General features: G+C 72.1%; 15 protein-coding genes. 6 read left to right on the plus strand and 9 right to left on the minus strand.

What is annotated here, in order from left to right:
• Window positions 1–69: 69 nt before the first annotated feature.
• From ACFWEJ_RS18010 to ACFWEJ_RS18035, 6 genes are all read right to left on the minus strand, one after another.
• On the minus strand, window positions 70–888 hold the full coding sequence (locus ACFWEJ_RS18010) for an ABC transporter permease (protein ID WP_377230584.1): 819 nt from the start codon (window positions 886–888) through the stop codon (window positions 70–72).
• The gene (locus tag ACFWEJ_RS18015) at window positions 885–1,781 is read right to left on the minus strand and encodes an ABC transporter ATP-binding protein (RefSeq protein ID WP_377230585.1); all 897 of its coding nucleotides are present in this window, start codon (window positions 1,779–1,781) and stop codon (window positions 885–887) included. The genes ACFWEJ_RS18010 and ACFWEJ_RS18015 overlap by 4 nt, the downstream gene beginning before the upstream one ends.
• Entirely contained in the window at window positions 1,778–2,080 is a 303-nt protein-coding gene (locus ACFWEJ_RS18020) for a transcriptional regulator (protein ID WP_377230586.1), read from the minus strand. Before ACFWEJ_RS18020 ends, ACFWEJ_RS18015 begins: the two co-directional genes overlap by 4 nt.
• Window positions 2,073–2,813, minus strand: a complete 741-nt coding sequence (locus tag ACFWEJ_RS18025; protein WP_377230587.1) for a hypothetical protein — start codon at window positions 2,811–2,813, stop codon at window positions 2,073–2,075. The genes ACFWEJ_RS18020 and ACFWEJ_RS18025 overlap by 8 nt, the downstream gene beginning before the upstream one ends.
• A gap of 82 nt (window positions 2,814–2,895) precedes the next feature.
• Window positions 2,896–3,405: a hypothetical protein gene (locus ACFWEJ_RS18030; RefSeq protein WP_377230588.1), complete on the minus strand. Its 510-nt coding sequence runs from the start codon at window positions 3,403–3,405 to the stop codon at window positions 2,896–2,898.
• 1 nt (window position 3,406) lies between these two features.
• Complete coding sequence (locus ACFWEJ_RS18035; protein WP_377230589.1) at window positions 3,407–3,634, minus strand: hypothetical protein; 228 nt, start codon at window positions 3,632–3,634, stop codon at window positions 3,407–3,409.
• Between the two features lie 191 nt (window positions 3,635–3,825).
• Here ACFWEJ_RS18035 and ACFWEJ_RS18040 point away from each other — a divergent pair, with 191 nt between their 5' ends.
• The 3 genes from ACFWEJ_RS18040 to ACFWEJ_RS18050 all read left to right on the plus strand — a co-directional run bounded on the left by ACFWEJ_RS18040 (window position 3,826) and on the right by ACFWEJ_RS18050 (window position 8,850).
• A complete protein-coding gene (locus ACFWEJ_RS18040) occupies window positions 3,826–5,328 on the plus strand; it encodes a S10 family peptidase (RefSeq protein WP_377230590.1) in 1,503 nt (500 codons plus the stop codon).
• A gap of 53 nt (window positions 5,329–5,381) precedes the next feature.
• On the plus strand, window positions 5,382–6,179 hold the full coding sequence (locus ACFWEJ_RS18045; RefSeq protein WP_377230591.1) for a CPBP family intramembrane glutamic endopeptidase: 798 nt from the start codon (window positions 5,382–5,384) through the stop codon (window positions 6,177–6,179).
• Window positions 6,180–6,285: 106 nt separating this feature from the next.
• Complete coding sequence (locus tag ACFWEJ_RS18050; RefSeq protein WP_377230592.1) at window positions 6,286–8,850, plus strand: flippase-like domain-containing protein; 2,565 nt, start codon at window positions 6,286–6,288, stop codon at window positions 8,848–8,850.
• 93 nt (window positions 8,851–8,943) lie between these two features.
• Here the strand turns inward: ACFWEJ_RS18050 and ACFWEJ_RS18055 are convergent, their stop codons facing one another.
• A complete protein-coding gene (locus ACFWEJ_RS18055) occupies window positions 8,944–9,225 on the minus strand; it encodes an HU family DNA-binding protein (RefSeq protein WP_020015632.1) in 282 nt (93 codons plus the stop codon).
• Window positions 9,226–9,499: 274 nt separating this feature from the next.
• Between ACFWEJ_RS18055 and ACFWEJ_RS18060 the strand changes: the two genes are divergently transcribed.
• On the plus strand, window positions 9,500–10,849 hold the full coding sequence (locus ACFWEJ_RS18060) for an MFS transporter (RefSeq protein WP_377230593.1): 1,350 nt from the start codon (window positions 9,500–9,502) through the stop codon (window positions 10,847–10,849).
• Window positions 10,850–10,866: 17 nt separating this feature from the next.
• On the opposite strand, the gene ACFWEJ_RS18065 is transcribed toward ACFWEJ_RS18060, so the two are convergent.
• The gene (locus ACFWEJ_RS18065) at window positions 10,867–11,595 is read right to left on the minus strand and encodes a copper resistance protein CopC (RefSeq protein ID WP_377230594.1); all 729 of its coding nucleotides are present in this window, start codon (window positions 11,593–11,595) and stop codon (window positions 10,867–10,869) included.
• A gap of 67 nt (window positions 11,596–11,662) precedes the next feature.
• Window positions 11,663–13,735 (minus strand): NAD(+) synthase, encoded by a 2,073-nt coding sequence (locus tag ACFWEJ_RS18070; protein ID WP_377230595.1) that lies wholly within the window; start codon window positions 13,733–13,735, stop codon window positions 11,663–11,665.
• Between the two features lie 233 nt (window positions 13,736–13,968).
• Here ACFWEJ_RS18070 and ACFWEJ_RS18075 point away from each other — a divergent pair, with 233 nt between their 5' ends.
• Entirely contained in the window at window positions 13,969–14,265 is a 297-nt protein-coding gene (locus tag ACFWEJ_RS18075) for a DUF4287 domain-containing protein (protein ID WP_377230596.1), read from the plus strand.
• 58 nt (window positions 14,266–14,323) lie between these two features.
• Window positions 14,324–15,559 carry an amidohydrolase gene (locus ACFWEJ_RS18080; protein WP_377230597.1) on the plus strand — a complete coding sequence of 412 codons (1,236 nt, stop codon included), beginning with the start codon at window positions 14,324–14,326 and terminating at the stop codon, window positions 15,557–15,559.
• Window positions 15,560–15,603: the final 44 nt, after the last annotated feature.

A 15,603-nucleotide genomic window follows, 5' to 3' on the forward strand; every position in this document is an offset into this window, starting at 1 on the left:
CGGACGTAACGGGTATTTGCGGCTTCCAAGGCTGGAAAGCCGCAAATACCCAGCACTCAACGGGGCGGGTCAGCGGAAGCGGCGGCCCTCGTCGCTCCGGTAGGCGAGGATCGCCAGCACCGCGAACAGCAGGGTCCACCCGGCCAGGACCGGGAGCGCCAGCGCGTAGGCGTCCATGCCGGTGGTGGCCTGGACCAGCAGGTCACGGCCGGCCCGGGTGGGCGTGGCCTTCGAGATGGCGTCCAGCCAGGCGGGGAACGCCTGGGGCGGCAGGAACAGGCCGCCCGCGAAGGCGAGCGGGAACAGGATGACCTGCACCACCGGCAGCGCCGCCTTGGCCGACAGCTTGTAGCCGATGGCCATGCCGAGGAGCACGAACGGCACGGAGACCGCGAGGATGGTGCCGATGCCCGCGAAGAGCTGGCCGACGGTCAGGGTCGCCGCGGTGAACAGCCAGCCGATGAGGATCAGCGGCACCAGGCCGAACAGCGAGAAGATGCCGCCGTTCAGCACGCGCGCCGCCATCTGCGGCCCCGGTCCGGCGGGCAGCGACCGCAGGTACGGGTAGAAGGGCAGCTGCCGGTCCTCGGCCACACCCAGGCCGTAGGTGAAGAGGCTGGCGGAACAGATGGCGAACAGGCCGAGTCCGGCGACCGCGATCGTGGCGTAGAGAGGGTTGCCCCCGACCGACTCCTGCGGCACCACGAAGAAGAACATCGCCAGCGACGGGAACAGCACGTTCCCGAGCACCGCGATGGGGACCCGGACGGTCTCCAGGAACTGGTACTTGAGGTGCAGCCAGGACAGCACCCAGATCGATCTGGTCTTCCCGGCAGGGGCGTCGAGGCCCGGGGCCCCGGACCCGGTCGTGCTCGTGGTGGCGCTCATCGCACCGCTCCTTCGTTCGTGGCGTCGACGTTGGTGGCGTCGACCTCGTTCGTGACGTCTGCCTCGGTCGTGCCGTCGACGAGCTGGCCGAACGCCTCCTCCAGGGAGGCGCCCCGGATCTCCAGGTCGCGGAACTCCGTGCCCGCGCGGACCAGGTCGCGCACGAACTCGTCGGAGTCCGCCACGAGGTGCTCCTGCCGCGTGCCCGCGGCGTCCGTGAACTGGACGCGGCGCGCGCCCACCCGGCCGAGGATCGTCTCGAGCGAGTCGTCGGCGAGCACGGTCCCGCGGTCGATGACGACGACCCGCTCGGCGAGCGCCTGCACCTCCTCCAGGTAGTGCGAGGTGAGCAGCACGGTGCCGCCGCCCGCGTGGTACTCCCGGATCGCGTCCCAGAGCGCGCCGCGGCCGGACACGTCGAGCCCGGTGGTGGGCTCGTCGAGCAGCACGACGCGCGGCCTGCCGACCAGCGACAGCGCGACGGCCAGCCGCCGCTTCTGCCCGCCGGACAGGGACCCGGTCTGCCGCTTGCCCAGGTCCGCCAGCCCGAACTGCTCCAGCAGCTCGCCCGTGGGCACCGGCTCGGGGTAGTGGCCGCCCACGAAGTCGACGACCTCGCGCACCCGCAGCGTCGCGGGCAGGCCGGTCTCCTGCGGGGTCAGGCCCAGCACGGTCCGCGACCGGGGGTCCCGCGGGTCGTGGCCGTTCAGGCGCACCACCCCGGCGTCGGGCCGCCGCTGGCCGCTGACCAGCGACAGCAGCGTGGACTTGCCGGCGCCGTTGGGGCCGAGCAGACCGACCAGCTCGCCGTGCCCCACCTCCAGCGAGACGTCGTCGAGGGCGACGACGGTGCCGAAGCGCCGCGTCACCCCGCTGACCTCTACCGCACTCATCGCTGTGCTCCCTTCAGAAGGTCCATCAGTGCCGCCTGGTAGTCCGCGAACGCGGTGCGGCCGGTGTCGGTGAGGGCCAGGTACGTCGCAGGTGTCCGGCCCTCGTGGGTCTTGGTGACCCGCACGTACCCGGCGTCCTCCAGCTTGCGCAGGTGGGTCGACAGGTTTCCAGCGGTCATGTCGAGCAGCTTGCGCAGCTTGGGGAAGGCGACCTCGTCGCCGCGCCCCAGGGCGGCGAGGGACGCCACGACCCGCAGGCGGGCGGGGGCGTGGATGACCGGGTCGAGGTCCTCAGGCACGCTGCCCACCGCCCTCCGCCCTGCCGAGCGACCCGGGTGACCCGGGTGACCCGGGTGACCCGGGTGATCGGCGGCGGGCGCGGAAGACCTGCTCGATCACCGCCATGGCCAGGAAGCCGCCGCCGCCCGCCACGGCCATCACCAGGTAGGTGTTCGGCATCCCCGCGAAGGCCGCGAGCACCGCGGCAACGAGCATCCAGCCGCCGACGGCGGCCATGCGGATCTCCTCGAAGAGCAGCCCGCCCGCGATGTACATGAGGCCGACGATCACGCACGCGAAGCCGTTCGCGGCGATGGCCATGACCTGGGGCGACGCCCCCGCGGCCCCCATCGCGCCCAGCATGACGCCGAGCGCCGTGAAGGCGAGGAACCAGGTCCAGCCGTACAGCGCGCCGATCCGGGCGCTGTCGCCGCGCAGCCCGGCGGTCCGGGTCACGCTGTGCACGATCGTGAAGGTCGTCGCGCCGACGATGCAGCCGGCGAGCACCCAGCCGGCCCACGGCTCCGGCGAGCCGGTCTCCCGCGCCGTCGTCCACAGGGCCAGGTACCCGATCAGCCACGCCAGGCCCCACGCGCCGAACAGCAGGCGACCGTCGGGCTCGGTGGCGTCGCGCGCCGCCTCTTGCTGCTGCTGGATCAGGCGCAGGGTCTCGGCGGGGTCGAGGCCCGCGGGGTCGCCGGGCTGCGCCGGTTCCGCGGGGTTGCCCGACGTCGGGTCGGTAGCCATGGTCATCGCCTCGCCTCTCAAACTGGTTTGTACTGCAAACCAGTTTGCCGCATCGCCACTCCGAGGCACAAGTGGTTTTCTCCGTTGATCAGGCGGAGGCGAGCAGCGCGAGGTCCTCGGTCGGCGCGAGCGCACGCGCACGGAGGATGTGCGAGGCGGCGGCGAGCAGGCGCGCGTCCACGTCGTGCGGCTGGACGACGACCCCGAGCGCCTCGGCGAACCAGTCCGACACCTCGACCCACGAGTACAGAGACGTCTTGCCCGAGCCGACGGCGGCAGGGAAGCTCCCCGGCCCGCGACGCCCGGCCGCGAGGAGCCGGACGGACTCGTGAGTTCGCCCGGAGCGCTCGGCGATCTGGCCGAGCGTGACCAGATCCTCGTCCCGGATCGCCACGGGACGCAGTCCGGCCCGGACGACGTCGCGCACCGCGGACACGATCGCATCCAGCAGCCGGGGCGCCTCTCGCGTCACCGCCACATACCCACGGCCGCCCTCGGAACCTGGAGTGCTGTCGTCAAGGCCTGCCTCGAAGAGCCGGTCATAGTCGGCGTCCGACAGATCTCGGTCGAGGACCATGGTGAACTCGTAAACCGGCATCTCAGCCCTCCTCGTCGTGCACGTGCCGCGTCACGAACCTGAGCAGCCGACGTGCGTGGTTGTCGGCGTCTCGTGGGGTCGACCAGATCGCCTCGGTCGCGTCACACACCCCGCACTCCAGCATTCCCCAGCGATGCCCCTTGTGGATCGGCACCACCTCGATGCCCTGCGGCAGGTCGCAGATCACCGCGTTGATCGCATTCTTCGGGTGCCGCCCAGCACTGACCATGCAGTCGCAGCCTATCTCTCGTGTTGGATTTCGCCAACAGGCTGGGATCTCGAAGGTTCAGCCGCGGCGTGCGATTCACCGCATGCTGCCCGCTTTAGCGCCCAATCGCATCTCTAGTAGGCTTTTGTTGCATATACGCAACAGCGACACGCGCAGACACGGTCCGCAGGGCCCCGCGATAGGTTCCCGGGGTGACCGACGACAAGAGCACCAGCGCCGACCAGCCCGAGGCGACAAAACCGTCGCCGGAGGGAGCCCCGCCGAAGAAGCCCGAACCCGCCGACGACCTCGTCACCACGCGCCACACCCTGCACACCCCGGACGGCGACCTGGCCTACTCCGCCACGACCGGCCGGATCGTGCTGCGCCAGGAGGCGGTCAAGGAGGACAAGTACGACGGCCGCAAGCCCAAGGCCGAGGTCTCGATCACGTACTACACGCTGGACGACGCCGACGTGACGCGGCGGCCGGTGACCTTCGCGTTCAACGGCGGCCCCGGGTCGTCCTCCGTGTGGCTCCACCTGGGCGTGCTGGGCCCGCGCCGGGTCGACTCGGGCGACGTCGGCAACCTGACCGCGCCGCCGTACGGGCTGATCGACAACCCGGAGACCCTGCTGCGCGTCTCCGACCTGGTGTTCATCGACCCCGTCTCCACGGGCTTCTCGCGGGCCACCGAGGGCGAGCAGGCCAAGCCGTTCCACGGCTTCACGGGCGACCTGGAGTCCGTCGGCGAGATCATCCGCCTGTGGACGAGCCGGAACGACCGGTGGATGAGCCCCAAGTTCCTCATCGGCGAGTCCTACGGTGGCACGCGCGGCGCGGCGCTGGCCGAGTACCTGCAGCAGCGCTTCGGCATGTTCCTGAACGGCGTCATGCTCGTGGCCCCGGCCCTGAACATGGAGGCGCTGTTCGACGGCGAGCACTCCAACCTGCCGCACCCGCTGTTCCTGCCGGTCTACGCCGCGACGGCGCACTACCACGGCCTCCTCGGCGACCGGGCGCTGGACGACGTCGTGGCCGAGGCCCGGGACTGGGCCGAGGCCTACGCCTCCGTCCTGGCCCGCGGGGCGCGCGTGCCCGACGACGAGCGCGCGGCCGCCGTCGCCAAGATCGCGTCCCTGACGGGGCTGAGCGAGGACTACGTGGACCGCGCCAACCTGCGCCTGGAGCACACCCGGGTCTACGCGGAGCTGCTGCGGGCGCGGCGCCTGGTCACCGGGCGCCTCGACACCCGGTTCACGGGCCCGGCGGACCACTACATCCACGAGCAGATGCCGTACGACCCGTTCCTGACCGCGACGTCGGGCCCGTACACGGCGGCGCTGCACCACTACCTGCGCGGCGAGCTCGGGTACGAGCACGACGCGATCTACGAGGTGCTGTCCCGGCACGTGCACCCCTGGTCGTACAAGGAGTTCGAGGGCAAGGCCGTCGACGTCGCCAACAAGCTCGCCACCGCGATGATCCTCAACCCGCACCTCCAGGTGCACATCGCCATGGGGCGGTACGACGGCGGGGTGCCGGTCGAGGCCATCGAGTACAGCCTCGACCAGATGGCGGTCCCGGCGTCCTACCGCGAGCGCATCGAGACCCGGGTGTACCCGGCGGGCCACATGATGTACATCCATCCCGAGTCGCGGGTCGCGCAGTCGGCCGACCTCGCGGACTTCGTGCGGCGGGCCTCGAACCGCTGAACCACCGCGTGGCCGGCCGACGAACTGCCGGCCACGCGGGGTAGGTTCCGGACGTGACCACGACCGACCTGCCTGTCTCCCGCCGCCGCATCGCCGCGGAGGTGTGGATCGTGCTCGGGCTCAGCCTGGGCCAGTCCGGCGTGTACGCGCTGGTCAACATCGTGGCCCGGCTGACGGCAGAGACGCCGCTCGCCGAGCAGACCGCGACGCTCAACGCGAGCCAGTCGGAGCGCCCCTACCTCGACCTCGTCTACCAGCTCCTGAGCATCGGGTTCGCCCTGGTGCCGGTGGCCCTGGCGCTGTACCTGCTCAGCGCGAACGGCCGCAGCGCGACGCGCAGCCTCGGCCTGGACGGGACGCGCCCGGTCCGCGACGCGGGGTGGGGCTTCGCCCTGGCAGCCGCCATCGGCATCCCAGGCCTCGCGTTCTACGCCCTCGGGCGGGCCGTCGGCATCACCGTGGAGGTGCAGGCCAGCGCCCTGGACGCGTACTGGTGGACCGTACCGGTGCTGGTGCTCAGCGCGTTCCAGAACGGCCTGCTGGAGGAGGTCATCGCCGTCGGCTACCTGTACGAGCGCACGCGGGACCTCGGCTGGAACCGTGTGAAGTTCATCGTGGCGAGCTCGCTGCTGCGCGGCTCGTACCACCTGTACCAGGGCATCGGACCGTTCATCGGGAACGTCGTGATGGGCGTCGTGTTCTCGTGGTTCTACACCTCGCCCAGGTTCCAGCCCGGCGGCCGGCACCGGATCCTCCCGCTCGTGATCGCGCACACGCTGCTCGACATCGTGGCGTTCGTGGGCTACGCCCTCGTCCCGGCCGAGTGGCGCGAAGCCCTCGGGATCCGGTGAGGATGCCTGGACGGACGCCGGGGGCGCCGTCGACCTGACCCGGATATTCCGGGCGTCACACCTGCTTCCCGGTCAAGCGGGCCTCAACGGCTCTAGAATCGCGAGCATGTCCAACTCGCGCACCGGCCGGGCTGACGCTGGTGCCGAGGTGTCCGACGTACCGGAGGCAGTGCCCTTCGAGAGCGGCCTCGTCCGTGTCGTCGACACCCCGGAGGAGCGGGTGCGTCACCCGCGCGCGCTCGTCTGGATGATCGCGTGCGCCCTCGGCACCGCGGGCGTCATGTTCCTGTCGGTCGTGGCGCACGGCACCACCGCGGGCGTCACGGAGGACGTCCGGAGCTTCAACGACCTGCTGGCCACGATCCTGTTCGTGCCCGTCGCCGTCCTGCAGGGCCTGGTCATCCTGTTCGCCCCGGTCGCCGTGATGATCGAGCTGGGCGTCCGCCGGCTGGGCCGGCAGATCGTCGAGTCCATCGTCGCCGGGGTGCTCGGGCTGCTGATCGGCGTGCTCACGTCCGTCCTGGTGCGCCACCTGGGTTCGGACGAGCTGGTGCGCGGCATGTCGGTCTGGGAGCGCGGCACGGGCTACGTGCTGACCATCCCGGAGTTCGCGGTCGCGCTGACGGCGATGCTCACCGTCGCCGGGCCCGCGACCCGGCGGCGCACCGTGCGCATCTCGTGGAACCTGATGTTCCTCGCCCTGCTCATCGTGCTGATCACGGGGCAGGTCTCGCTGCCGGGCACCCTCGTCGCGCTGCTGCTGGGCCGGCTGGCGGGCTCGACCGTCCAGTACGTGTCCGGCATCCGCAGCGAGCGCGCCTACGGCCCCGACCTGGTCGCCGCCGTGCGCCGCGCCGGGTTCGCGCCGACGTCGCTGGCGCGGGTGCACGCCGTCTCCGAGCGTGCCCCCGGTCAGGACGCCGTGCACGACGCCGGGCACCCCGTCGCGTCGGCGCTGGCCGTCGAGCACGGCCCGCCGGACGACCCGGCCGCGCTGGCGCTGGGCCGCGCCGGCGACAACCGGGTGTACGCCCTCTACAGCGACGACGGCGTACGCCGCGACGTCGTGGTGCTCGACGGCGACCGCCAGGTGGTGGGCCTCATCACGCGGCTGTGGCGGGCCCTGCGCCTGCGCGGCATCGAGGGCCGGGCCGCGATCTCGCTCAAGGCCGTGGCCGAGCGCACGGCCCTGCTGTCGTATGCGGCGAGCGCCGCCGGCGTCCGCACGCCGCGGCTCCTCGGCCTCGGCGAGTACGGCGACTCGATCGCGCTCGTCCTGGAGCACGCCTCGGACGCCGTCTCGCTCCGCGACGTGCCCGACGACGAGCTGCACGAGGACGTGCTCGCGGAGGCCTGGGACCAGCTCGGCCGCGCGCACGCCGTGGGCCTCACGCACCGCGCGCTCACGCAGGACGTGCTGCTCACGCACCGCGACGCCGACGGCCGGGCGCACGTGTGGATCACCGGCTGGGAGCAGGGCGACATCGCGTCGTCGCCGCTCTCCCGGCGCCTCGACCTGGTGCAGATGCTCGCGCTCATCGGGCTGCGCGTGGGCCCGCGCCGCGCCGTCGCCTCCGCGGTGCGCGCCCTGCCCGACGCCGACATCGCCGCCATCGGGCCCCTGATCCAGACGATCGCGCTGCCCCGGACCACCCGCGAGGAGGTGCGCAAGGCGAAGGGGCTCATGGGCGAGCTGCGGAACGCGCTGGTGGAGCGCCTGCCCGAGGCCAGCGTGCAACCGCAGCGCATCTCCCGGTTCAGCGCGCGCACCGTGCTGACCACGACCGTGGCGATCGTCGCCGTGGCCGTGATCGTCACGACCATCAACTTCGACGAGATCGCCTCGGCCGTGCGGGAGGCCAACCCGTGGTGGGTCGCGGTCGCGTTCGTGCTGGCGCTCATCACCTGGTTCGGCGCGGGCCTGACCCTGGTCGCGTTCTCCCCGGCGCGCGTGCCGATCGGGCGCGCCACGCTCACGGCCGCCGCCGGCTCGTTCGTGGCCCTGGCCGCCCCCGCGGGGATCGGCCCGGCCGCGCTGAACCTGCGGCTCCTGACCCAGCGCGGCGTCTCGATGTCCATGGCCGTCGCCACCGTGGCGCTCGTGCAGGTGTCGCAGTTCGTGGTCACGGTGCTGCTGCTCGTGGCGCTGTCGGTCTTCACGGGGTCGGGGGCGCTCGTGGAGCTGCCGTCGCCGGCCGTGCTGATCACGCTGGCGGGCGTGGCCGTCGCCGTCGTCGCGACGCTGCTGGTGCCGCCGGTGCGGCGCTGGGGCATGGGCTTCATCGGGCCGCGGCTGCGCCAGGTGTGGCCGCGGCTCGCACAGATGCTGAGCCACCCGGGCCGCCTGGCGCTGGGCGTGGCCGGGAACCTGATCATGACGCTCGGCTACATCGTGGCCCTGTGGTGCTGCCTCGCGGCCTTCGGCGAGTCCCTCTCGCTGGTCGACATCGCCCTCGTCAACCTGGTCGGCAACGCCCTGGGCGCGCTCATCCCCACGCCCGGCGGCCTGGGCGGCGTCGAGGGCGCCCTGACGGCCGGCCTGTCGGCCGCGGGGGTGCCGGCCACCATCGCGTTCTCCGCGACGATCCTGTACCGCCTGTGCACCTACTGGGGCCGGATCCCGATCGGCTGGGTCGCGATGCGGTACCTGGAGCGCAAGGGCGACCTCTGAGCCGTTGAGGGCCGCACGGCCCCGGACATGCGAAGGCCCGGCCCCCAGGGGGAGCCGGGCCTTCGCGTCGCTGAAAAGCTCAGCGGCGAAGCGTCACTTGGCGACAGCCTTCTTCAGCAGCGAGCCGGCGCTGATCTTGACACCGAAGTTCGCCGGGATCGAGATCTCCTCGCCGGTGCGCGGGTTGCGACCCGTGCGGGCGGCACGCTCGACGCGCTCGGCCGAGAGGAAGCCGGTCACCTTGACGGCCTCACCCTTGGCGAGCGACTCGATCAGCACCTCCTGGAAGGCGTTGAGCGCGGCCTCGGCCTCGGTCTTGTTGATCTCGGCCTTGCTGGCGATGGCCGAGACGAGCTCGGACTTGTTGAGCGACATGCGTTTCCCTTCTTCGGTCACGTCGTGCGGCGGTACCCGCCCGACGACGAGGCCCCATACTGCCAGCAGATCGGCAGGAATTCGCGGAGAACAGGCCTTTCCACGGCGAGTCGTGCGTAACTTTCTGCTCACAGAGGACACGAACCTGTGTACGAACCTGTGGACGACGACGGTGAGACGGCTCCCGTGGCCGTGTCAGCCCGCACTATCCGATGACTTCCGCAACCCAGGACGGTCTACCGTTCCGGTACATCCGGGCCAATGAGAGGAAATCGTGGAGAATCCGCCGCACGCTCGCCGAAACCTCGTCGTCCTGGTGTTCAGCAACCTCCTGGCCGGGGTCGGGGTCGCCTCCGGCGCCGCCGTCGGCGCCCTGCTCGCGGAGAGTCTGGGCGGTACCTCCGTGGCGGGTCTCGCCCAGGCCGTCAGCGTGCTCGCCGCGGCGGTCGCCTCGATCCCGCTGGCGACGCTCGCCCAGCTCCGCGGACGCCGGTGGGCCCTGTCGCTCGGCTACGCCCTGTCCACGGTCGGCGCGCTGCTCATCGTGACGGCGGCCGTGCTGGGCCAGCTCGTCGTGCTCCTGGTCGGCCTGATGCTCTACGGCGTCGCGAACGCGACCAACCTCCAGTCCCGCTACGCCGCCGCCGACAACGTCGGGTCCACCACCCGCGCCCGCACCATGTCGGTCGTCCTGTGGGCCACGACCGTCGGCTCCGTGGTCGGGCCCAACCTCGCGGCGCCCGGCGCCGTCGTCGGCAGCGGGTTCGGCGTGCCCGACCTCGGCGGGCCCTACCTGTTCTCCGTGATCGCGTACCTGCTGGCCGGGCTGCTGCTCCTGAGCCTGTACCGGGACCCGGCCGGCGGCGTGTCGGGGCGGGTGGTGCCCGCGGGCGCCGTCGGGCAGGGGCACGGGGACAAGCGCGCCGAACCGCGGCGGACCGGAGCCCTCGCGGCGCTGCGGTGGGCCTGGGCCCGTCCGCGGGCCCGGTTCGCCGTGGTGACCACGGCCGTGGCGCACGGCGTGATGATCATGGTGATGGTGATGACGCCGGTGCACATGCAGCACGGCGGGATGTCGCTCCAGCTCGTCGGCATCGTCATCAGCCTGCACGTGCTGGGGATGTTCGCGTTCAGCCCCGTGTTCGGCTGGCTGGCCGACCGCTTCGGCCCGCTCCGCGTCGCCGTCGGCGGCATCGGGCTGCAGGCGGCCGCCGTGGCCCTCGGGTTCACGGCCGCGGCCCTGGCCCCGGACGTGGCGCCCGACGCCGGTGCCCACGCAGGGCACGGCGCCGCCGCCCCGGCCCTCGACGCCGAGGTGCTCACGGCGGTCGCGCTGGTGCTGCTCGGGCTCGGCTGGTCGGCGTGCCTCATCGCCTCGTCGGCGGTGCTGGCGTCCGTCGCGGAGCCGCACGTCAAGCTGCCCCTGCAGGGCGCGACCGACGCGCTGATGAACTACTTCGGCGCCGCCTCGGCCGCGCTCGCCGGGCCGCTGCTCGCCTGGGGCGGGTTCGAGGCGGTGAACACGGCGGGCGCCGTCCTGCTGGCGCCCGCCGTGGTGACGGTGATCCTGGCGGTCCGCTCGTCCCGCCCCGTGTCAGACGCTCAGGTCACCCGGGCGACCTGACGGTCTGACAGGTGGGGTCAGCCCTTCGTGTCGGGGTTCTCGTTGGGCTTCTCGGCGTCCGGGTCCTCGGACCCGGGCTCACCCGACTGGCGCAGCCGGTCGTTCTCGAGGATCTTGCGGCGCATCATCACCACGACGCCCAGCACGACCAGCACCGCGGCGAGGATCCCGCCGGCCACGGCGAGCCCGCTGGGGCCCGAGCCGTCCCCGGCGCCCGCGAGCTCCGTGGGCGTGCTCGCCTCGCCGGTCGCGGCCGTCTCGTCGGCGGGGGCAGCCTCCTGCGTGGACATCTCGGGCTCGTCGCTCGCCGTGGGCTCCGCGGTCGGCTCCGGCTCGCCCTGCACGGTGTAGCTGAGCTCGCCGTCGATCGGGTGGCCGTCGGAGGAGACCACGTGCCACGCGACGTCGTACGCGCCCGCGGGCAGGTCCGCCGGGAGCTGCGCCGTCACGACCGCGTCGTCGACCGTGATGTCGTCGCCCTTGATCGTGCTGCCGTCCGGGCCGACCAGCGCCACCTCGATGCCCGTGTCCATCGGGGCGGAGCTGAACGTGAGCGCGATGCTCGCCGGCTGCTCGTCGAGCGTGGCGCCGTCCTTCGGGTCGGAGGACAGGAGCTGGTCGTGGGCGCTCGCCGGGCCGGCCACCAGCAGCAGCGCGACGAAGGTCAGGACCGCTGCGAACACGGTGATCAGGCGGACGAGGCGACGGCTATCGGGCCGGGCCAGGGCAACGGGGACAGCAGGCATGTCGGAACCCTACTCCTCGTGGAACACGCCGGACGGGGCTTGTGTCAGGCCTCACGAGGGGCGTCGGTCACGCCTCCGGGACCTTCTTCGCGAGCTCCGCGAGCCACGCCGCCGACGACGCGTCCGACGGCATCCGCCAGTCGCCGCGGGGCGACATCGTGCCGCCCGGCGAGACCTTCGGGCCGTTCGGCAGCGCCGACCGCTTGAACTGCGACGCGAAGAACCGACGCACGAACACCTCGAGCCAGCCCCGGATCGTCGCGAGGTCGTAGGCGGTGCGCCGCTGGTCGGGGAAGCCGGGCGGCCACTCGCCGGCGTCCGCGTCGCTCCACGCGTGCCAGGCGAGGAACGCGATCTTGGACGGGCGGTAGCCGCGCCGCAGCACGTGGAACAGCGTGAAGTCCTGGAGCGCGTACGGACCGATCGTCGCCTCCGTGGACTGCGGCGTCTCGCCCTCCTCGGTGGGGATCAGCTCGGGCGTGATCTCCTGGTCGAGGATCTCCGACAGGACCGTGTTCACGGGGCTGCCCGCCTCCGCCGAGAACTGCCCGCTGTCGATGGTCCAGCGGATGAGGTGCTGGATGAGCGTCTTGGGCACGCCCGCGTTGACCGCGTAGTGGGACATCTGGTCGCCCACGCCGTAGGTGCACCAGCCGAGGGCCAGCTCGGAGAGGTCGCCCGTGCCGACCACGATCCCGCCGCGGTGGTTCGCGAGCCGGAAGAGGTAGTCGTAGCGCAGCCCGGCCTGGACGTTCTCGAACGTGACGTCGTACTGCTTGGTGCCGTCGGAGTACGGGTGGTCGAGGTCGCGCAGCATCTGCTCGGCGGCCGGCCTGATGTCGAGCTCCTGGAACGTCACGCCCAGGGCCTCGGCGAGCCGAACCGCGCGGTCCTTGGTCTCCGACGTCGTCGCGAAGCCCGGCATGGTGAACGCGTGGATGTCGGTGCGCGGCCGGCCCAGCCGGTCCATCGCCTTGGCCGCGACGATCAGCGCGTGCGTGGAGTCCAGGCCGCCGCTGATGCCGATCACGGCCTTGGGCTGCCCGATGGCGCGCAGGCGCTGCTCCAGCCCGGTGACCTGGATGTTGTACGCCTCGAAGCAGTCCAGGGCGAGGCGCTCGGCGTCGTCCGGCACGAAGGGGAAGCGGTCCACCTTGCGGCGCAGGCCGATGTCGCCCTGCGGCGGGTGCACGCTGAACGTGACCTCGCGGAAGTCGCCGCCGTCGCCGGCCGAACCCGGCGTGGCCATCCCGAGGCCGCGCCGGTTGTCGTCGAAGGTGCCCTGCCGGAGTCGCTCCTGCCGCAGGCGGTCGAGGTCGACGTCGACCACGGTGGCGCGCGGCCCGTCCGGGAAGCGCTCGGTCTCGCCGAGCAGGTCGCCGGCCTCGTAGACCATGGTCTGGCCGTCCCAGGAGAGGTCGGTGCTGGACTCGCCCTGGCCCGCCGCCGTGTAGACGTAGGCGGCGTTGCAGCGGTAGCTCGCGCTGCGCACGATCAGGCGGCGGTCCTCCGCCCGGGCCACGGTGATCGGGCTGGCGGACAGGTTGAGCAGCACGTTCGCGCCCGCGAGCGCCGCGAGCGCGCTGGGCGGCACGGGCACCCACATGTCCTCGCAGACCTCGGCGTGGATCGCGAGCCCGGGCACGTCGTCGGCCCGGAAGATGAGGTCGGAGCCGAGCGGGACCTCCTCGCCGAGCAGGGTCAGCGTGCCGCGGTGCTCGTCGCCGGGGGCGAACTGCCGCTTCTCGTAGAACTCGCGGTAGTTCGGCAGGTAGGACTTGGGCGCGACGCCCAGGATCCGCCCCCGGTGCACGACGACGGCGGTGTTCAGCAGGCGGCTGCCGACCAGGAGCGGCGCCCCGACCACGAGCACCGTCATGAGGTCGACGCTCGCCTCCTTGATGTCGGCGAGAGCGTCCAGGACCGACTCCAGGAGGGTGTCCTGCATGAGGAGGTCGTCGATGGCGTAGCCGCTCAGGCACAGCTCGGGGAAGACCGCGACGGCCACGCCGTCGTCGTGCAGCCGCCGCGCCTGGTCGAGCACGACGGCGGCGTTCGCCGCGGGGTCGGCGACGGCGACAGGGATGGTGCAGGCCGCGACCCGGGCGAACCCGTGGGCGTACGCGTTGTAGAAGTCCACGACGTCGAGTCTATGGATCGGCGCTCGGGGGCTGCCCGGCCCAGGGAAAACTGGTCCCCGCCCAGCAGGGTTACGGAGAGGTAGCACTGCTCCGTCTCCGTAACCCTGCCGGGTCGCATGACCTTCGCTCGTGCCGGGTCGCCGTCCCCCGATGAGTTCCGCGGACGCGGCCCGTCTGTGCTGGTAGAAGGCGGTGCCGACGGCCCCGCCACCCGCACGAGAGGACCACCCCGATGTCATTTCAGGCCTACCTCGACGCCGTCGAGGACAAGACCGGGCACACCCCGCGCGAGCTCATCAAGCTCGCCGAGGAGCGTGGGTTCGACGCGTCCACCAAGGCGGGCCCGATCCTGGAGTGGCTCAAGGAGGACTACGGCCTGGGCCGGGGCCACGGGATGGCGATGGTCCACGTGATCACCAAGGGACCGAAGATCAGCGCCAAGCACGTGGGTACGTCGGGGACGCACAGCGACGCGTCCGACACGCTGTGGCTCGACGGGAAGGCGACCAACCCAGCGGTGGCGGGCTGACGGTCTGCCGGCAGCCCGCCGGTCCGGGCCCCTCGTTACCTTGGGTAATGATGTACCCATGACAACGCGCTCCAGCATCGCCATCACCAACGCCTACGTGGTCCCCGTCGCCGCCGAGCCCATCGAGAACGGCACGGTTCTCATCGAGGACGGCGTGATCACCGCCGTCGGCACCGACGTCGCCGTGCCCGAGGGCACCGAGACCGTCGACGCCCAGGGCAGGTGGCTCCTGCCCGGCTTCGTCGAGGCGCACGGCCACATCGGCATCCACGAGGAGGGCGAGGGCTGGGCCGGCAACGACACCAACGAGATGACGGACCCGAACGGGTCCGCGCTGCGGGCGATCGACGCCGTCCAGATCGACGAGGAGGGCTTCCGCGACGCCCTCGCGGGCGGCGTGACGACGGCGGTCATCAAGCCGGGTTCGGGCAACCCGATCGGCGGCCAGACCGTCGCGATCAAGACCTGGGGCGGTCGCACGATCGACGAGCAGGTCATCAGCGACTCGGTGTCGGTCAAGAGCGCCCTCGGCGAGAACCCGAAGCGCGTGTACGGGGACAAGAAGCAGCTCCCGTCGACCCGCCTCGGCGTCGCGAACGTGATCCGCAAGGCCTTCGTCGACGCCCAGAACTACGTCGCGAAGCGGGACGCCGCGGCGGAGGAGGGCAAGCCCTTCGAGCGCGACCTCGGCAAGGAGACCCTGGCCCGCGTGCTCGCCGGCGAGCTCGCCTGGGACCAGCACACGCACCGCGCCGACGACATCGCCACGGCGATCCGCCTGTCGGAGGAGTTCGGCTACCGGCTCGTCATCAACCACGGCACCGAGGGCCACCTGATCGCCGACGTCCTCGCCGAGAAGGACATCCCGGTCATCTACGGCCCGATGTTCGTCTCGCGGTCCAAGGTCGAGGTGCGGCACCGGGCGAACCGCAACATCGCCGCCATGGCCGCGGCCGGCGTGCGCGTCGCGATCACGACCGACCACCCCGTCATCCCGATCAACTTCCTGGTGCACCAGGCGTCGTTCGCCGCGCGCGACGGGCTGCCCCGCGAGACCGCGCTGGCCGCCATCACCACCAACCCCGCGTCGTTCCTCGGGCTCGACGTCCGCGTGGGGGCCATCGCAGAGGGGCTCGACGGCGACGTCGTGCTCTGGTCGGGCGACCCGCTCGACACCGACCAGCGCGCCGAGCGCGTCTTCATCACCGGCACCGAGGTCTACAGCTGGGACCCGGCCGCCGACGCCGGACGCGGCGCCGGCCGCGTGGTGGAGCGCACCGCCCGCTTCGCCTGATCGGCAGAACGGGGGCGGTCGGTAGAAAGCCAGGTGGTCGGCAG

Origin of the sequence: Promicromonospora sp. NPDC060204, assembly GCF_042728455.1 — a bacterium.
GTDB lineage: Bacteria > Actinomycetota > Actinomycetes > Actinomycetales > Cellulomonadaceae > Promicromonospora.